At 74.7% G+C, this 15,789-nt stretch carries 14 protein-coding genes; 9 read left to right on the top strand and 5 right to left on the bottom strand.

The window, feature by feature from the left end; translation table 11 throughout:
• Window positions 1-41 precede the first annotated feature (41 nt).
• Window positions 42-1,424: a type VII secretion integral membrane protein EccD gene (gene eccD / locus AB0H28_RS03535; RefSeq protein WP_358033543.1), complete on the top strand. Its 1,383-nt coding sequence runs from the start codon at window positions 42-44 to the stop codon at window positions 1,422-1,424.
• Between the two features lie 51 nt (window positions 1,425-1,475).
• Here the strand turns inward: eccD and AB0H28_RS03530 are convergent, their stop codons facing one another.
• Window positions 1,476-1,982, bottom strand: a complete 507-nt coding sequence (locus tag AB0H28_RS03530; protein ID WP_089157601.1) for an inorganic diphosphatase — start codon at window positions 1,980-1,982, stop codon at window positions 1,476-1,478.
• A gap of 443 nt (window positions 1,983-2,425) precedes the next feature.
• On the opposite strand from AB0H28_RS03530, the gene dacB reads away from it, so the two are divergent.
• From dacB to tilS, 3 genes are all read left to right on the top strand, one after another.
• Window positions 2,426-3,829 (top strand): D-alanyl-D-alanine carboxypeptidase/D-alanyl-D-alanine-endopeptidase, encoded by a 1,404-nt coding sequence (gene dacB / locus AB0H28_RS03525; protein ID WP_358033863.1) that lies wholly within the window; start codon window positions 2,426-2,428, stop codon window positions 3,827-3,829.
• Between the two features lie 66 nt (window positions 3,830-3,895).
• Complete coding sequence (locus AB0H28_RS03520; RefSeq protein ID WP_358033540.1) at window positions 3,896-4,963, top strand: zinc-dependent metalloprotease; 1,068 nt, start codon at window positions 3,896-3,898, stop codon at window positions 4,961-4,963.
• Window positions 4,941-5,975 carry a tRNA lysidine(34) synthetase TilS gene (gene tilS / locus AB0H28_RS03515; protein WP_358033538.1) on the top strand — a complete coding sequence of 345 codons (1,035 nt, stop codon included), beginning with the start codon at window positions 4,941-4,943 and terminating at the stop codon, window positions 5,973-5,975. The genes AB0H28_RS03520 and tilS overlap by 23 nt, the downstream gene beginning before the upstream one ends.
• 50 nt (window positions 5,976-6,025) lie before the next feature.
• On the opposite strand, the gene AB0H28_RS03510 is transcribed toward tilS, so the two are convergent.
• Window positions 6,026-6,985, bottom strand: a complete 960-nt coding sequence (locus tag AB0H28_RS03510; protein WP_358033535.1) for a helix-turn-helix domain-containing protein — start codon at window positions 6,983-6,985, stop codon at window positions 6,026-6,028.
• A gap of 132 nt (window positions 6,986-7,117) precedes the next feature.
• Between AB0H28_RS03510 and AB0H28_RS03505 the strand changes: the two genes are divergently transcribed.
• The 4 genes from AB0H28_RS03505 (at window position 7,118) to folE (ending at window position 11,092) form a co-directional block, all read left to right on the top strand.
• A complete protein-coding gene (locus tag AB0H28_RS03505; RefSeq protein ID WP_358033894.1) occupies window positions 7,118-7,273 on the top strand; it encodes a hypothetical protein in 156 nt (51 codons plus the stop codon).
• Between the two features lie 99 nt (window positions 7,274-7,372).
• Entirely contained in the window at window positions 7,373-7,948 is a 576-nt protein-coding gene (gene hpt / locus AB0H28_RS03500) for a hypoxanthine phosphoribosyltransferase (protein ID WP_358033532.1), read from the top strand.
• 433 nt (window positions 7,949-8,381) lie between these two features.
• Window positions 8,382-10,391 carry an ATP-dependent zinc metalloprotease FtsH gene (gene ftsH, locus AB0H28_RS03495; protein ID WP_358033529.1) on the top strand — a complete coding sequence of 670 codons (2,010 nt, stop codon included), beginning with the start codon at window positions 8,382-8,384 and terminating at the stop codon, window positions 10,389-10,391.
• 83 nt (window positions 10,392-10,474) lie between these two features.
• Window positions 10,475-11,092, top strand: coding sequence for a GTP cyclohydrolase I FolE (gene folE, locus AB0H28_RS03490; RefSeq protein ID WP_358033527.1), 618 nt, complete (start codon window positions 10,475-10,477; stop codon window positions 11,090-11,092).
• A gap of 89 nt (window positions 11,093-11,181) precedes the next feature.
• Here folE and AB0H28_RS03485 read toward each other — a convergent pair whose 3' ends face one another.
• Window positions 11,182-11,883 (bottom strand): hypothetical protein, encoded by a 702-nt coding sequence (locus AB0H28_RS03485; RefSeq protein WP_358033525.1) that lies wholly within the window; start codon window positions 11,881-11,883, stop codon window positions 11,182-11,184.
• On the bottom strand, window positions 11,883-14,408 hold the full coding sequence (locus AB0H28_RS03480) for an FtsK/SpoIIIE domain-containing protein (protein WP_358033522.1): 2,526 nt from the start codon (window positions 14,406-14,408) through the stop codon (window positions 11,883-11,885). The genes AB0H28_RS03485 and AB0H28_RS03480 overlap by 1 nt, the downstream gene beginning before the upstream one ends.
• A 214-nt stretch (window positions 14,409-14,622) precedes the next feature.
• Here AB0H28_RS03480 and AB0H28_RS03475 point away from each other — a divergent pair, with 214 nt between their 5' ends.
• The gene (locus tag AB0H28_RS03475) at window positions 14,623-15,180 is read left to right on the top strand and encodes a hypothetical protein (protein ID WP_358033861.1); all 558 of its coding nucleotides are present in this window, start codon (window positions 14,623-14,625) and stop codon (window positions 15,178-15,180) included.
• A 7-nt stretch (window positions 15,181-15,187) separates the two neighbouring features.
• On the opposite strand, the gene AB0H28_RS03470 is transcribed toward AB0H28_RS03475, so the two are convergent.
• Window positions 15,188-15,787 carry a hypothetical protein gene (locus tag AB0H28_RS03470; RefSeq protein WP_358033519.1) on the bottom strand — a complete coding sequence of 200 codons (600 nt, stop codon included), beginning with the start codon at window positions 15,785-15,787 and terminating at the stop codon, window positions 15,188-15,190.
• Between the last annotated feature and the right edge of the window lie 2 nt (window positions 15,788-15,789).

Genomic DNA, 15,789 nt, shown 5'->3' with positions numbered 1-15,789 from the left:
TCCGTCAGCCACCGATCCGGCCACATGATGGAGATACGTCGATGACAAGCGGGCTCGCCCGGGTCACGATCAGCGCGCCCCGCCGCCGCGTCGACGTGGCCCTGCCGGAGCAGGTTCCCCTGGCCGAGCTGCTGCCGGAGGTGCTCCGGCACGCCGGGGAGGGGCTGGCCGACGACGGCGAACGACACGGCGGGTGGGTGCTGCGACGCACCGACGGCGCGGTGCTGGCCACCGCCCAGGCGCTGCTGCCGCAGGGGGTCCGCGACGGTGAGGTGCTGCATCTCGTGCCGGCCCGCGCCGAGTGGCCCGAGCTGGAGTACGACGACGTGGTCGAGGCGATCGTCGACGGGGCCCGTCGACGAGGCGCCGCCTGGTCGGCCGGGTCGACCCGGGCCGCCGCGCTGGCCGGCGCCGGCGTGCCGCTGGCCGTCGGGCTGGCCGCGGTGCTGTCGGGCGGGCCCGGGGGCGGTGGTTGGCCGGTCGCCGCGGCGGTCGCCCTGACGCTGGTGCTCGCCGCCACCGCGGCCTCACGCGCCTACGCCGACGGCCCGGTCGGCGTCACCCTCGGCGGATACGCGCTGCCCTGGGCGGCGACCGCCGGCGCGCTCGCGGTCGGTTCGGGTGACCCGGTCGGCCCGATTCCCGGCCTGCGCTGGGTGGGCGCCCCCGAACTGCTCGTCGGCTCGGTGGCGCTGCTGCTGGCGGCGGTGCTCGGCCTGCTCGGCGTGGCGCACCGGTCCCGGGTTCCGGTGGCCGGCGTGACGGTCGGCGTGGCCGGCGCGGCGACCGCGCTCGGCGCGTTGCCGCTCGGCCCGGCCGGCGCGGCGGCCGTGTTGCTCGGGGTGCTGGTCTTCGCGCTCGGCGGGCTGCCGCTGCTGGCCATCCGGGTGGGCCGGCTGCCGCTGCCGCCGCTCACCCTGCCCACCCCGGCCGGCACCCGCGACCTGCCCGACCGGGGTCGGGTGCACGCTGCGGTGGCCCGCGCCGAGGAGGCGTTGACCGGGATGCTGCTCGGGCACGCGGTGCTGGCCGTGGGCGCCGCCGCGGTGCTCGTCGCCACCGGCGGCACGGCCGGGCGGCTGCTGGTGGCCGTCGGCTGCGCGGTGCTGCTGCTGCGCTCCCGGCTGTTCGTGGCGGTTCGGCACCGGGTGCCGGCGGTCGCCGCCGGGCTGGGCGGTTTCGCCCTGCTCGGCGCGGTGCTCGCGGAACGGGCCGGACCGGGCGGCCGGCTCGCGCTGACCCTGGGCGGGGCGGCGCTGGCCCTGGTGGCGGTCACCGCCGGCGCCACGTACGCCCGCCGCCCGGTCTCGCCGTACCTCGGCCGGCTGGCCGACCTGACCGACACCGCGTTGGTGGTCGCGGTGGTCCCGGTGGCCTGCGCGGTGCTCGACCTCTACGACCGGGCCCGCGGCCTGCTCGCCTGAACGCGGCAGGGCCCGGGCCGCGTGTGCGACCCGGGCCCGGAAGTCTCGCCGTCAGTGCAGCGTCTCGCCGCGCTCCGCGGCCTCCTTGGCGCGCCGGTAGGAGGCGACGATCTCCGCCTCCGCCTCGACCCGGCCGACCCAGGTCGCGCCCTCGACCGACTTGCCCGGTTCCAGGTCCTTGTAGACCTCGAAGAAGTGCTGGATCTCCAGCCGGTCGAACTCGCCCAGGTGGTGGATGTCGCGCAGGTGCTCCTGGCGCGGGTCCTCGTAGGGCACGCAGAGGACCTTGTCGTCGCCGCCCTTCTCGTCGGTCATCCGGAACATGCCGATGGTGCGGCAGCGGATCAGGCAGCCCGGGAAGGTCGGTTCGGGCACCAGCACCAGCGCGTCCAGCGGGTCGCCGTCCTCGCCCAGGGTGCCCTCGATGAAGCCGTAGTCGGCCGGGTACTGGGTGGAGGTGAAGAGGGTGCGGTCCAGCCGGATCCGGCCGGTCGCGTGGTCCACCTCGTACTTGTTGCGGTGACCCTTCGGGATCTCAACCGTGACGTCGAAATCCATCTTCCACGCTCCCTCGTCTGCCCACGCTGGCCAACGGAAACCAGCGGTTAGCCGCCCGCACGCCGAGGAACGCCCCCGCCGGCTCCGGCCGCCGCATAGTGTTCGGACCGAAGTAGTGTCACCCAAGGTGATTTCGAGCGGAGGAGGAGGGGGCCGTGGGGAGGGAAGACTCACACTACCGCCCCGAGGGGGTTGACGCGCGGCGGTCCGCCGGATCCGGTTCCGGCCCCGGCGGCGTCACCGGCCGGGTGTCCGTCCCCGGCGCCAACCTGACCCACCGTGGGGCCCCCGCCACCGGGTCGGCCCCCGTCGGCCGCCCGGACGGCCGGGCGAACCCGGGCCACTGGCCGGCCCCGATCCCGGTGAGCCCGCCGGTCCCGCCGGCCGGGGCGGTCCCGCCACCGCTCTCCCCGCCACCCGCCGCGCCGCGCCGCCGGGGCCGGCTGGTCGTGGCGATCTGCGGGGTGCTGGTGCTGGTCCTCGCCGTGGCCGGGCTGGCCGTGCTCCGCCCCGGCCCGGTCGCCGGCTGGCTGGGCGGCACGGGCACCCCGTCCGGCCCGGCCGCCGTGCCGCCCGAGCCCGACCCGCCGGCCGTGCTCGCCGGCCCGGACGCGAACGCGCCGCTGCCCACCGGGGCCGGCCTCCGCGCCACCCTGAATCCGCTGGTACGCGCCGCCGCGCTCGGCGACCGGGTGCACGTGTCGGTGGCGGACGTGGCCACCGGCCAGGCGCTCTATGGCAGCGGACCGGACACGCCCACCGTGCCCGCCTCGGTGACCAAGCTGGCCACCGGTGTCGCGGTGCTCTCCGCGCGTGGCCCGGCCCACCGGATCCCGACCCGGGCGGTGGCCGGCGCGAACCCGGGCGAGGTGGTCCTGGTCGGCGGCGGCGACCCCACCCTCGCGGTGGACCGCAAGAACGCCTTCTACCCGGGCGCGGCCCGGCTGGACGACCTCGCCGCCCAGGTGCGCGCCGCGCTCGGCGGCACCGCCCCGACGAAGGTGATCGTGGACTCCTCGCTGTTCCGCGGCCCGGTCTTCGAGCCGGGGTGGGACGCGGACATCCCCACCGGCGGCTTCGGCGCGGCCATCACCGCGCTGATGACCGACGGCGCCCGGCAGGACCCGGTGCGGGCCCGGCGTACCGCCGAGGAGACCAACCACGCCGCGGACCGGGTCCCGGAGCCGGACCTGACCGCCGGCCGGCAGTTCGCGAAGTTGCTCGGGCTCGGCGGCGGCGCCGCCCAGGTGACGCGGGGGACCGCACCGGCGGGCGGGGCCGAGTTGGGCCAGGTCGAGTCGTTGCCGGTGATCCGGCTGGTCGACATCATGATCAGCGACAGTGACAACGTGATCGCCGAGGCGATGGCCCGCCAGGTGGCGCTGGCCAAGGGCAAGCCCGCGTCGTTCGTCGGGGGTGCGGCGGCCACCGACGAGGTGCTCGGCGAACTGGGGCTGCCGGCCGGCGAGATCAGCCTGGCCGACGGCAGCGGGCTGTCCCGCACCAACCGGATCAGCCCCTCGCTGCTCACCGACCTGATCACGCTCGCCGGCAACGGGAGCCACCCCGAGCTGGCCGCGATCTTCGGCGGCCTGCCGGTCGGCGGTTGGTCCGGCACGCTGGACGAGCGCTACCGGGTGGCGGCCACCCGGACCGGCGCCGGCGTGGTGCGCGCCAAGACCGGCACGCTGAGCGGGGTGAACGCCATCGCCGGGACGGTGACCACCGCCGACGGCCGGCTGCTCACGTTCGCCGTGCTCACCGACCGGACGCAGGGTTCGCTCGACGAGACCCGGCAGGCGCTCGACCGGATCACGTCCGCGCTGGCCGGCTGCGGCTGCCGCTGACCGACCGCCGTCGATCGGCCGCCGCGAGCCCGGGTGGGGGTGTCCCGGCGCGGGTACGGTGGGTTCATGGCGCAGTTCGTGGACTGGGATCTGGCCGCCGCCACCGCGGGGGCGCTGAGCAAGTCGGGCCCTCGGGTGTCGTACACCGAGGCCACCGACGTCGTCGGTGATCTGCGCCGACTGACCGAGGAGGCCGCCGGTCACGTGGCCGACCACACCGGCCTGCGGGCCCAGGTGGCCCACCCGCCGGTGCGCGTGGTCGACCGCCGGGACTGGGCGGCGGCCAACATCGCCGGGCTGCGTGAGGTGGTCACCCCGCTGGTCGAGCGACTCTCCGGCGACAAGCGGCCGGGCGCGTTCACCGAGGCGATCGGCTCCCGGCTGACCGGCGTGCAGGCCGGCACCGTGCTGGCCTACCTGTCCGGCCGGGTGCTCGGCCAGTACGAGGTCTTCGCCGGCGACCCCGGCCAACTGCTGCTTGTCGCTCCGAACATCGTCGAGGTCGAGCGGAAGCTCGGCGCCGACCCGCGTGACTTCCGGCTGTGGGTGTGCCTGCACGAGGTGACCCACCGGACCCAGTTCACCGCCGTGCCGTGGATGCGCGCCTACTTCCTCGGTGAGGTGCAGGCGTTCGTGGACGCCTCGCAGGGCGGCGAGCACCTGCTGGAGCGCCTGCGCCGCGGGGTGGCCACGCTCTCCGACGCGGTGAAGGACCCGGAGAGCCGGGCCAGCGTGCTCGACATCGTGCAGACCCCGGCGCAGCGCGCCGTGCTGGACCGGCTGACCGCGCTGATGACGCTGCTGGAGGGGCACGCCGAGTTCGTGATGGACGGCGTCGGCCCGACGGTGATCCCCAGCGTCGAGTCGATCCGGGCGGCGTTCAACCGCCGCCGGGAGTCCGGCAACCCGCTGGAGAAGGCGATCCGCCGGCTGCTCGGCGTCGAGGTCAAGATGCGCCAGTACGCCGAGGGGCGCAAGTTCGTGCACGGCGTGGTGGAGCGGGTCGGCATGGCCGGCTTCAACAAGATCTTCTCGTCCCCGCTCACCCTGCCCCGGCTCGACGAGCTGGGCGACCCGGAGGCGTGGGTGTCCCGGGTGCACGGGCCGGCCGGTGCCACCCCGACCGCCGGCTGAACCGGCCGCGCCGCCGGAGCGGTCGCCGGTCGCGCCGGCGGTCGCCGCCGTGCGCCTCGCCGTGCGCCGGCTGCTGACCGGGCTGCCCGGGGCCGGACCCGTGCTGGTGGCCTGCTCCGGCGGTCCCGACTCGCTGGCCCTGGCCGCGGCCACCGCGTTCGTGGCGCCGCGGCTCGGCCGTCCGGCCGGGCTGGTGACCGTCGACCACGGACTGCAACCGGGTTCGGCCGATCGGGCCGACGCGGTCGCCGGCTGGGCCCGTACCGCCGGTCTCGACCCGGTCGAGGTGGTCGCGGTGCGGGTGACCGGCCCCGGCGGCCCGGAGGCGGCGGCCCGGACGGCCCGTTACGAGGCGCTGGTCGCGGCGGCCCGGCGGCACGCCGCGGCCGGGGTGCTGCTCGGGCACACCCGGGACGACCAGGCGGAAACCGTGCTGCTCGCGCTGGCCCGGGGCGCCGGCCCACGAGGGTTGTCCGGGATGCCGGTGCGGCGGGAGTGGGACGGCGTGCCGCTGCTGCGCCCGCTGCTCGACGTGGCGCGCTGCGACACCCGGGCCGCCTGTGCCGCGCTCGGGCTGGTGACGTGGGCCGATCCGCACAACACCGACCCGGCGTACGCCCGGTCCCGGGTCCGGGCCGCGGCGTTGCCGGCGCTTGTCGACGCGCTCGGGCCGGGCGTGGTGGCGAACCTGGCCCGGACCGCCCGCCTGCTCGCGGCCGACGTGGCCGCGCTGGACGCGCTGGCCGCCGCCGCGCTCGCCGACGTCCGGACCGCCGGCGGCGGGCTCTCGGTGGACGGTCTCTCCGCGTTGCCGGCGGCGGTGCGCACCCGGGTGTTGCACGCCTGGGCGCGGGAGTTGGGCGCCGCGCCGGCCGACCTGTCCCACCGGCACGTGGCCGCGCTCGACGCCCTGGTCACCGACTGGCGCGGGCAGGGCCCGACGCACCTGCCCGGCGGCCTGCCGGTACGCCGCCACTCGGGCCGTCTGGTGCAAGGCGGGGGCCCCGCTTAACGCCTCCGGTATCGGCGGGGGCCCCGCTTAACGGCTTTCCCGGGTGCCGGTCAGGCGTCGACGCGCTCCCGGAAGGTGGTCCGGTAGGACTGCGGCGTGGTGCCGACCCGGCGGGTGAAGTGGTGCCGCAGCGCCGCCGCGTCCCCGAAGCCGGCCCGGTCGGCGACGCGCTCCACGCTGAGCCGGGTGTCCTCCAGCAACCGGCGGGCCAGCAGCACCCGCTGGTTGGTCAGCCAGTCGTGCGGGGTGGTGCCGGTCTCGGCGCGGAACCGGCGGGCGAAGGTGCGCGGAGCCATGCCGGCGCGGGCGGCCATCTCGTCCACGCTCACGCCGCGGTGCAGGTGGCCCATCAGCCACTCCAGCACCGGTTCGAGGGTGGCCGCCTCCGGTGCTCTCGGGATGGGCGCCTCCACGTATTGCGCCTGGCCGCCGTCGCGGTGCGGCGGGACCACCATCCGCCGGGCCAGCCGGGTGGCCACCGCCGAGCCGTGCTCCTGGCGGACCAGGTGCAGGCAGGCGTCGATCCCGGCGGCGGTGCCGGCGCTGGTGAGCAGCCGGCCGTCCGGCACGTAGAGCGAGTTGCACCGGACCCGAGCCGTCGGGAACTGCGCTTGGAGCTCGTCGACGTGCCGCCAGTGGGTGGTGCAGTCCCGCCCGTCGAGCAGCCCGGCCCGGCCCAGCACGAATGCGCCGGAGCAGACGCTGAGCAGCCAGGCGCCCCGGTCGGCGGCGCGGCGCAGCGCGGCCAGCACGGGCCCGGGCACGGGTGTGTCGCCCGGGTGCGCCGGCACCGCGACCAGATCGGCGTCGTCGACCGGGGTGAGGTCGGCGGTCGGGGTGAGCAGGAAACCGGACCGGCTACGCACCGGGCCGCCGTCGGCGGTGCAGACGTCGAACCGGTAGCCGGGGAAGCCGTCGGCGGTGCGGTCGGTGCCGAAGACCTCGGCGAGGACGCCGAGTTCGAACGCGGCGACGTCGTCGAGGGCGAGCACGGCGACGGTACGGAGCATGTGACGAGGGTAACCCGGTCGATGGCAGTAAATCGATGCTCTATGGCATTTCTGCCACTGTCCGGAGCGGACGGCGGGCCGCAGACTTGGTGGTGTCCGGTGCGCACCGGCGGCGAAAACAGCATCAACCACGTGAAAGTGAGCGCCGCCATGACCGTCCTGCTGCTCCTGCTCTTCCTGCTCCTGCTCGTCGGGGCCAGCGCCCTCGGGCTCACCGCCGACAGCCGCGACTCGGCCGACTGGAAGCCGACCGACGACGGCCGGCGCTGGCGCTCCCGTACCTGCTGAGGTGATTTGTTTTCTTCGCGCCGAAAATCCCCGGCGGGACCGCGCCGAAAGGGGCGGCCCCGCCGACGGAGGCCATCCGGCGTACGGCAGGCTAGGAGCATGGCTGACGGCTCCTGGTACGACGCCGACATCGACCACGTGATCATTTCCGAGGCGCAGATCCGCGAGAAGACGGCGGAGCTGGCCAAGCAGGTCTCGGCGGACTACGCGCACGTCGAGGACGGTCTCCTGCTCGTCTGCGTGCTCAAGGGCGCGGTCATGTTCATGGCCGACTTCGCCCGCGCGCTGGGCCGCCAGGGCCCACCCGCCGAGTTGGAGTTCATGGCCGTCTCGTCGTACGGCCAGGGCACCACCTCGTCCGGGGTGGTGCGCATCCTCAAGGACCTGGACCGCAACATCGCCGGGCGGCACGTGGTGGTCGTCGAGGACATCGTCGACTCCGGCCTGACGCTGTCCTGGCTGCTGCGCTACCTGGAGTCGCGTTCCGCGGCCAGCGTCGAGGTGGTCGCCCTGTTCCGTAAGCCGGACGCGGTCAAGGTGCAGGTCCCGGTGAAGTACGTCGGCTTCGACATCCCGACCGAGTTCGTCGTCGGCTACGGCCTCGACTTCGGTGAGCGCTACCGCGAGCTGCCCTACGTCGGGGTGCTCAAGCCCGAGGTCTACGCCCGCGCCTGAACGACCGCCGCGCTGCTCGTCAGCGGACGTTCAGCGGGCTCTCAGCCTTCCGGTCTACGGTAGGGGCCGGTGACGTGGAGGCACCCTCCACGCCCGACCCCGCAAGCCGCGTGACCGTGCGGCGTGGGCGGGTCGGGTGCGGAGCTCCCCGCCACGCCGGCTCGAACCCTGGTTCGCCCAACGCGTAAGTGCCGGGCCCACAAGCTCACAGCTCGCGCGCATCGAGTCATCAATGTGCGCGACTGCGGGGCTCGCAAGCTCACTCCTCGCGCGAACGGTGTACCGTCGAATGACCGTGGTGCGGCAGTTCGCGCGCCCCGGGGGTCGGGCCGGCCCGCACGGCGGCTCCGGCCGCCGCCCGAGGCGGCGACACCATTCAGACGGTCAGGACGTCGATCAGGAGGATGCGGGCGTCTCGGCGCCCGACGACAGCATGGAACGTACGCGTTTCTTCCGCCGACCGGTGGTCTGGATCATCCTGGTCATCCTCGGCGCCGTTGTGCTCAGTCAACTGTTCACCGCTGGTCCCAGCTACCACCGGGTGGACACATCCGTTGCGCTCGACCAGCTCAATTCCGGTGGCATCGAGAAGGTCGTCTTCCAGGACAAGGAGCAGACGCTCCAACTCGACCTGAAGGACAAGGCCAAGTTCGACGACACCACCACCGACAAGATCGAGGCGCAGTTCCCGTACGAGGTCGGCGGCCAGGTCTGGAACCAGGTCCGCGAGGCCGAGGCGGCGGACCGGATCACCGGCCCGGTCGACACCAAGGTGTCGTCGGACAGCATCTGGGTCAGCCTGCTGGTCAATCTCCTGCCCATCGCGCTGCTGGTGCTCCTGCTGCTGTTCTTCATGTCGCAGATGCAGGGCGGCGGCTCGCGGGTGCTCAACTTCGGCAAGTCCAAGGCGAAGATGATCACCAAGGACACGCCGAAGACCACCTTCGCGGACGTGGCCGGGGCGGAAGAGGCCGTCGAGGAACTGCACGAGATCAAGGACTTCCTGCAGAACCCGGCGAAATACCAGGCCCTCGGCGCCAAGATCCCGAAGGGTGTGCTGCTCTTCGGCCCGCCCGGCACCGGCAAGACCCTGCTGGCCCGCGCGGTGGCCGGCGAGGCCGGGGTGCCGTTCTACTCCATCTCCGGCTCCGACTTCGTCGAGATGTTCGTCGGAGTCGGCGCCAGCCGGGTCCGCGACCTCTTCGAGCAGGCCAAGTCGAACGCCCCGGCGATCGTCTTCGTCGACGAGATCGACGCCGTCGGCCGGCACCGTGGCGCTGGCATGGGCGGCGGCCACGACGAGCGGGAGCAGACGCTCAACCAGCTCCTGGTCGAGATGGACGGCTTCGACACCAAGGGCGGCGTCATCCTGATCGCCGCCACCAACCGGCCGGACATCCTCGACCCGGCGCTGCTGCGGCCGGGCCGGTTCGACAGGCAGATCCCGGTCGACGCCCCCGACATGGAAGGCCGCAAGGCCATCCTCCGGGTGCACGCCAAGGGCAAGCCGTTCACGCCCGACGTCGACCTCGACGCGGTCGCCCGGCGCACCCCGGGCTTCTCCGGGGCCGACCTGGCCAACGTGATCAACGAATCCGCGCTGCTCACCGCGCGCAAGGAGCAGCGGGCCATCACCAACGACTCGCTGGAGGAGTCGATCGACCGGGTGATCGCCGGTCCGCAGCGCCGGACCCGGGTGATGAGCGACCAGGAGAAGAAGATCACCGCCTACCACGAGGGTGGGCACGCGCTGGTCGCCTGGGCGCTGCCGCACGCCGCGCCGGTGCACAAGGTGACCATCCTGTCCCGGGGCCGGTCGTTGGGTCACACGCTGGTCCTCCCGACCGAGGACAAGTACACCCAGACCCGGGCCGAGATGATCGACACCCTGGCGTACGCGCTGGGCGGCCGGGCAGCCGAGGAACTGGTGTTCCACGAGCCGACCACCGGCGCCGGCAACGACATCGAGAAGGCCACCCAACTGGCCCGCGCGATGATCACCCAGTACGGCATGAGTTCCAAGCTCGGCGCGATCAAGTACGGCACCAGCGGTGACGAGCCGTTCCTCGGCCGCAACATGGGCCACGAACGGGACTACTCCGACTCGGTGGCCGCCGAGATCGACGGCGAGATGCGCGCGCTGATCGAACTGGCCCACGACGAGGCCTGGGAGATCCTGGTGGAATACCGGGACGTGCTGGACAACATGGTCCTGGAGTTGATGGAGCGGGAAACCCTCTCCACCGCCGACATGGCCCGGATCTGCGCCCGGGTGGTCAAGCGCCCGCCGATGGCCCCCTACCACGGCTTCGGCAAGCGCCAGCCCTCCACCGAGCCGCCCGTGCTCACCCCGGCCGAGAAGGACGCGCTGCAGAAGCAGGCCACGGCCGACGGCATCTCGGTCGGCGGCGGATCCAGCAACAACTCGGACGGTACGCACTGAGCAGCGACCCGACGGCCGGCTCCCCGCACCGGGAGCCGGCCGTTTCCGCGACCGAGCCCGACGGGGACGACGCGCTCGACTACGTGGCCGCGCGACTGATCAGCGGCAAGTTGACCGGCGGCCCGGTCGAGCAGAGCGTCGACCTCGGCCGGATCGAGAAGGCGGTCCGGGAGATCCTCATCGCCGTCGGTGAGGACCCCGACCGCGACGGCCTCCAACAGACGCCCGCCCGGGTGGCCCGCGCCTACGCCGAACTCTTCGCCGGCCTCCGCGTCGACCCGGCGCAGGTGCTCCGCACCACCTTCGAGGCCAACCACGAGGAGTTGGTGCTCGTCCGGGACATCGACGTGATGAGCCTGTGCGAGCACCACCTGCTGCCGTTCCGCGGCAGCGCGCACATCGGCTACATCCCCGGCCCGGACGGCCGGATCACCGGCCTGTCCAAGCTGGCCCGGCTGGTCGAAGTGTTCGCCCGCCGGCCGCAGGTGCAGGAACGGCTCACCTCACAGATCGCCGACCTGCTGATGTCCAGCCTCGCCCCCCGCGGCGTCATCGTGGTGCTCGAATGCGAGCACATGTGCATGGCCATGCGGGGCATCCAGAAGTCCGGCGCCAAGACCATCACCTCCGCGGTCCGGGGCGGCCTCCAGCACGACGCCAAGTCACGGGCCGAGGCGATGGCCCTGATCATGCACCGCTGACCGACGGCTCACCCGGCCGCCCGCTCCCACCTGCGGAAGGCGCGGCCGTCGCCGTGCCGGGCGGGCCCACGCCCCGCGGGACGTCGTCGTCAGCCCGGCAGCATGGCCAGCAGCAGGCCGGCCGCGGTGAGCACCGCCGGCACCAGGCAGACCAGGGCGCCGAACCGGGGCGTCCGATCCACCCGGTCGGCCGGACGCGGGCGGAAGACCCGACCCACCGCGAGCCAGCCCACCATGAACGCGACCGCCGGCAGCGGTAGCCCCACCAGCAGGGCCAGCACGGTCACCGGACCCGGGCCGGCGAACGAATAGAGGGCGAGCTGCAGCAGCGGCACCACGAGCGCCGCCGGCCCGTACACCAGCAGGTTGCGCGGGCGGGACGGCCAGCGGGCCAGCCGGGGCAGGCCGCGCGCGGACAGGGTGTCGTCCGCCGCGTCCGCCCAACCGCCGGCCGCGCGCAACGCCGCCAGCACGGCGGACGGCCCACCCGCCATCGACCGGGCCGCCTCGGTCACCTCCGGCGGCGTCGGGACCAGGGAGATCGCCGGCACGCCCAGCTCACGCAGCCGGGACTGCTGGGACGCCAGCCGCTCGCGTACCCCGGTCAGCTCCTCGCGGGCCGCCGCCACCGACCGGGCCTGCTCCCCGGCGGCGGTCGCCGCCGCCCGGCGTACGCCGTCGAGCTGCCGCGCGACCGCAACGTATTCCGCCCAGGCCGACTCGCCGGGGTCCACCGCCACGGTCGGCTCGGCGACCCGCGGCCCCGGCACCGCCGTGCCCGTCTCGCTCATCAGGCCGCCTCCCCGCCGCCGAACGGCACGAAGACCGTGCCCTGCTCCACCGGACCGTCCCAGAGCACCGCGCGACCCGGGCGGGGCTGCCACCACACCGGACGGTCGAAGAGTTGCTCCAACCGGCCCCCCGGCACGTCGGTGACCGCCACCGCGGTGAGCTTGTCCACCTCGCCCTCGGGGCCGAGCAGCCCGGCCAGCGGCGCCGGCGTACGCCACCAGCCGAGCAGGTGCCGGCCCGCCGGGGGCCCCTCCAACAGCAGCGACCGCAGCAGCTCCGGCGGCAGCTCGGCGGCGTCCGGCACGTCCGCCCCGAACACCACCAGGTAACCCGGCTCGCCCGACTCGACGGCCGCCCGCAGCCCGGCGGCGTCGACCGTCGCCACCCGGTGCCGCCCGGCCAGCTCGACGGCGAGCACACCGGCCGCCTCGGCCGACCCGTTGGCCAGCGGCGCCAGCACGAAGCGCCCCGGCTCCGGATGGGCCACCGCCGCGCTACGGACCGCGGTGACCAGCAGCCGCTCCGCCTCCTCGTCCCGGCCCAGCACGGCCAGGTTCCGCCCGGCGGCCGGCCCGAGCGGGACCGCCACGGTGCTGCGCCGGACGTCCACCGCGCGGCCCAGCAGCGCGGCCGGCGCGTGGACCCGGCCGGCAAGCGCGGCCCGGTGCCGAGGATCGTTGGCGAGCAGCGGGCGGGCGTAACCGGCGAACACCACAGGCGGCACGGACCCCTCCGGCCGGGCCGACCAGAGTCGCCGCCGCAGGTCGGCGAGGACCTCCGGATCCGCGTAGGGGTCCGGGAAACGGATCATCCGCTCGTGACCCCGGGTCGCGCCCCGCGGACCGCCCAGGCCGCCGGCCGTGTTGACCACCGCGCTGCCCACCGGCAGACCGGCCGCCGAGTCGTTCGCCGGCTCCAGCACCGCCGAGCCGCCGGGCAGCGCCACCCGCACCGGGAACTGCCCGAGCAGCGGGTCACGCGGACCGCCGATGCCCAGGTCACCCTCGCCGGCCAGGACCAGATGGATCCCGTACGAGCGGGCGGCGCGGGCCAACGTGTCGAGCCGGGCCAGCAGGTCGGCGGCGAGCCGGTCCCGCTCGTGCACCACAAGCGCAAAATTGTCGATCACACAGACGATCCGGGGCAGCGACTGGTGCTGGCGCAACTCGGCGAAGCGCTGCCCGCCGGCCCGCCGGGACGCCTCCTCGCGGCGGCGCACCTCGGCCGCCAACTCGCCCAACAGGTCCGCGACGTATTCCCGGTCGGCGGCCATCCCGGCGGCGCGGACCTGCGGCACCCAGGACCGGTCCCGCTCGGTCTGGAGGAACTCCACGAAGGACTCACCGTCGCCCAGATCGGCCAGGTAGAGCGCCAACTCGTCCGGGCCGTACCGGGCGGCCAGCCCGAACAGCGCGGCGGTGAGGAACGCCGACCGGCCAGCCTGCGACCGGCCGCTCACCAGCCAGTGCGGGGTCAGCTCGGTGAAACCGAGACTCACCGGGCGACCGGCCGCGTCACCCACAGTGGTGCTCAGCCCGTCGACCGAGCCGGCCGTCCACAGCCCGTCCGGCGGCAGCAGGTCGGGCAGGGCGAGCCGGGAACCGTCCTCGATCTGCCGGGCCAGCCGCCGGCACACCTCGGTGACCAGGGCGGCCGGCGGGTCGTCGTCCACGAACACCGGCGAGTTCAACCCGCCCGGCGACTCGGCGCCCGGACTGCTGAACCCGGCCGCGGGCGGGTCACCGACAAGCGCGTACGCGGTGCGTACCGCGATCGGGGTGGCCCGGGGCAACACCCGGCCGGCGGGCCAGCCGGCGACCACCAGGTGCAGGCCGGCGCGTGGCCCCCGATCGGCGAGGTCGGCGAGCCGCTCCAGGTCGGCCGTGGTCGCGCCGTCCGGCAGGGACGCCACCACGAGCAGCAGCGTACGATCGTGGCCGCGCTGCCGGGCGGTCCCCGCGGCCACCCACTGCTCCGCCTCGGTCAGCACCGCGTGCAACCCGGCGAGGTCGGTGGCCGGCGGCGGCAGCAGGCCCGCGTCGGCGAGCGCGGCGAACCCGGCGAACGTGTCACCGTGCACACCGTCGACGACCCGCGCCAGCAGCGCACCGGCCGGCGTCGCCGCGAACAGGCGCAGCAGCACCGCCCGGAGCGGCCCGGCCACCCGCGGATCCGCCGCGTCGACGTCGATGCTCAGGTGGCCGCTGCCGAACAGCGGCACCAGCGCGGGGAAACGGGCGTCGTCCAGCGGCGCGGCGGTGCCGACCCGGACCCAGGCCGGCGGGCCGTCGCCCGGCGGCGTGACCGGCGTCAACGCCTCCAGCGGCGCACCGGCCCAACCGGGCGCCACCTGCTCGGCCGCCGTCCGCAGGCGCTCGGCCAACTCGTACTGCCGGTGGTGGTCGGCGGGCGCCGGTCGGATCTCGTCGAGGATGCCGGCCGCCGCGGTCGCCGCGGCCTCGGCCCGGCGGTGCAGCGCGGCGGCCCGGCCGGCGCGCGCGTTCGGAGTCGCCACCGCGTCCACCTCTCTTCCCGAGGCCGACATCTTCCCCCCGAGCTGTGACGGTAACCCAGCTGGCAGCCGTCGACCGGGATGTCCGTCGGCGCGGTGAGCTGCGCGGCGGTGAACAGCCTCACCCGGGAGCCGGCCGGCGTCCGCCCGGCGGTTCGCCACGATCCACCAGTTCTGAGGCATTGGGTACGCGGCGCGCAGCCGATAGCCTCAGGAGGTGGAATCAGTGCAGCCCCCCGCCGGTTCCCAGGTCTCCCGCGTACCGGCGCAGCGGACCCCGCCGGAGCAGTCGGCGCCCCCCGCGCCCGCTCCGGCCCCGGTGCGGCCGAAGCGCCCGCTGCGCACCGTGCTCGCGATCGTCGCGGGGGTGGTGGCGTTGCTCTGCACGGGCGGCGCGGTGGTCGGTTTCGTGCTGTACGACCGGGCGACCGCCCCGGACCGCAGCGCCCCGGACGTGGTCGTGGCCAACTACATCCAGGCGCTCCTGGAGGACCGCAACGACACGAAGGCCCAGGAGTTCACCTGTAGTCGGCGGGCGGACCTGGACAGTCTGCGGGCACTGCGGGACGACCTGGTCGCCCGGGAGCAGCGGTTCGCCACGACGATCTCGGTGAGTTGGGGTCCGCTGACCGCCCGAGAGTCCGGCGACATGGCGGTGGTCGACGTCGAACTCATCATCTCCGCCTCTGTCGACGGCGTCTCGCAGACCGACCGGCAAGCCTGGCGATTCGAGACGAGGCGTGAGGACGGCTGGGGCGTGTGCAGGGCTCAGCGCGCCGGCTGACGCCGGTCTACTCCAGCCAGAGCAGGTGGACCGGCACCTCAAGGGTGCTGGGCGTCTGGCCGCGCCAGGCCCAGCGGTACCACTCCAGTTCCGGTGCCACCCGGACGCAGATGTCGCCGTCGGCGCCGGAGTAGGTCTCGGTGACCGCCCGCAGGTCGCGCCGCTCCTCCCCACCGTCCACGTGCACCACCCGGCGCCCGGTCACGGCGTCGGCCTCGAACACCGGCGTGGGCGGCGGGCGGGTCGGCGCGTCGAGCGAGACCAGCCGGATGCCCGATCCGGTGGAAGCTCGGGGTGTCCGTCGTCCACCGACCGTCTCGACCCAGACGCGCTCCACCGGCACCAGCGGCGCGAACACCTCGACCTGCTCGGACTCGGCCCGGTACCACTCGTGTTCCGGGATGACCGGCACGTAGGTGCGGCTGCCCTGCACCACCCGCTCGTCGGCCCGCAGGTCGCCGCGCCAGCCGAGGCCGGGCAGGCCGACCAGCACGCGGCGACCGCGCAGTTCGGCCCCGCCGACGGCGGGCACGATGTCGATGGGGCGCGGCGGCAGCGGAGCCCAGTCGGGCCGGTCCGCGAAGGGATCGGGGAGCGGGTCGCTCATCG

The organism is Micromonospora sp. NPDC050980, assembly GCF_040653835.1.
Classification (GTDB): domain Bacteria; phylum Actinomycetota; class Actinomycetes; order Mycobacteriales; family Micromonosporaceae; genus Micromonospora.
The sequence above is the reverse complement of the archived record's forward strand: the minus strand, read 5'-3'. Positions and strand labels throughout refer to the sequence as shown.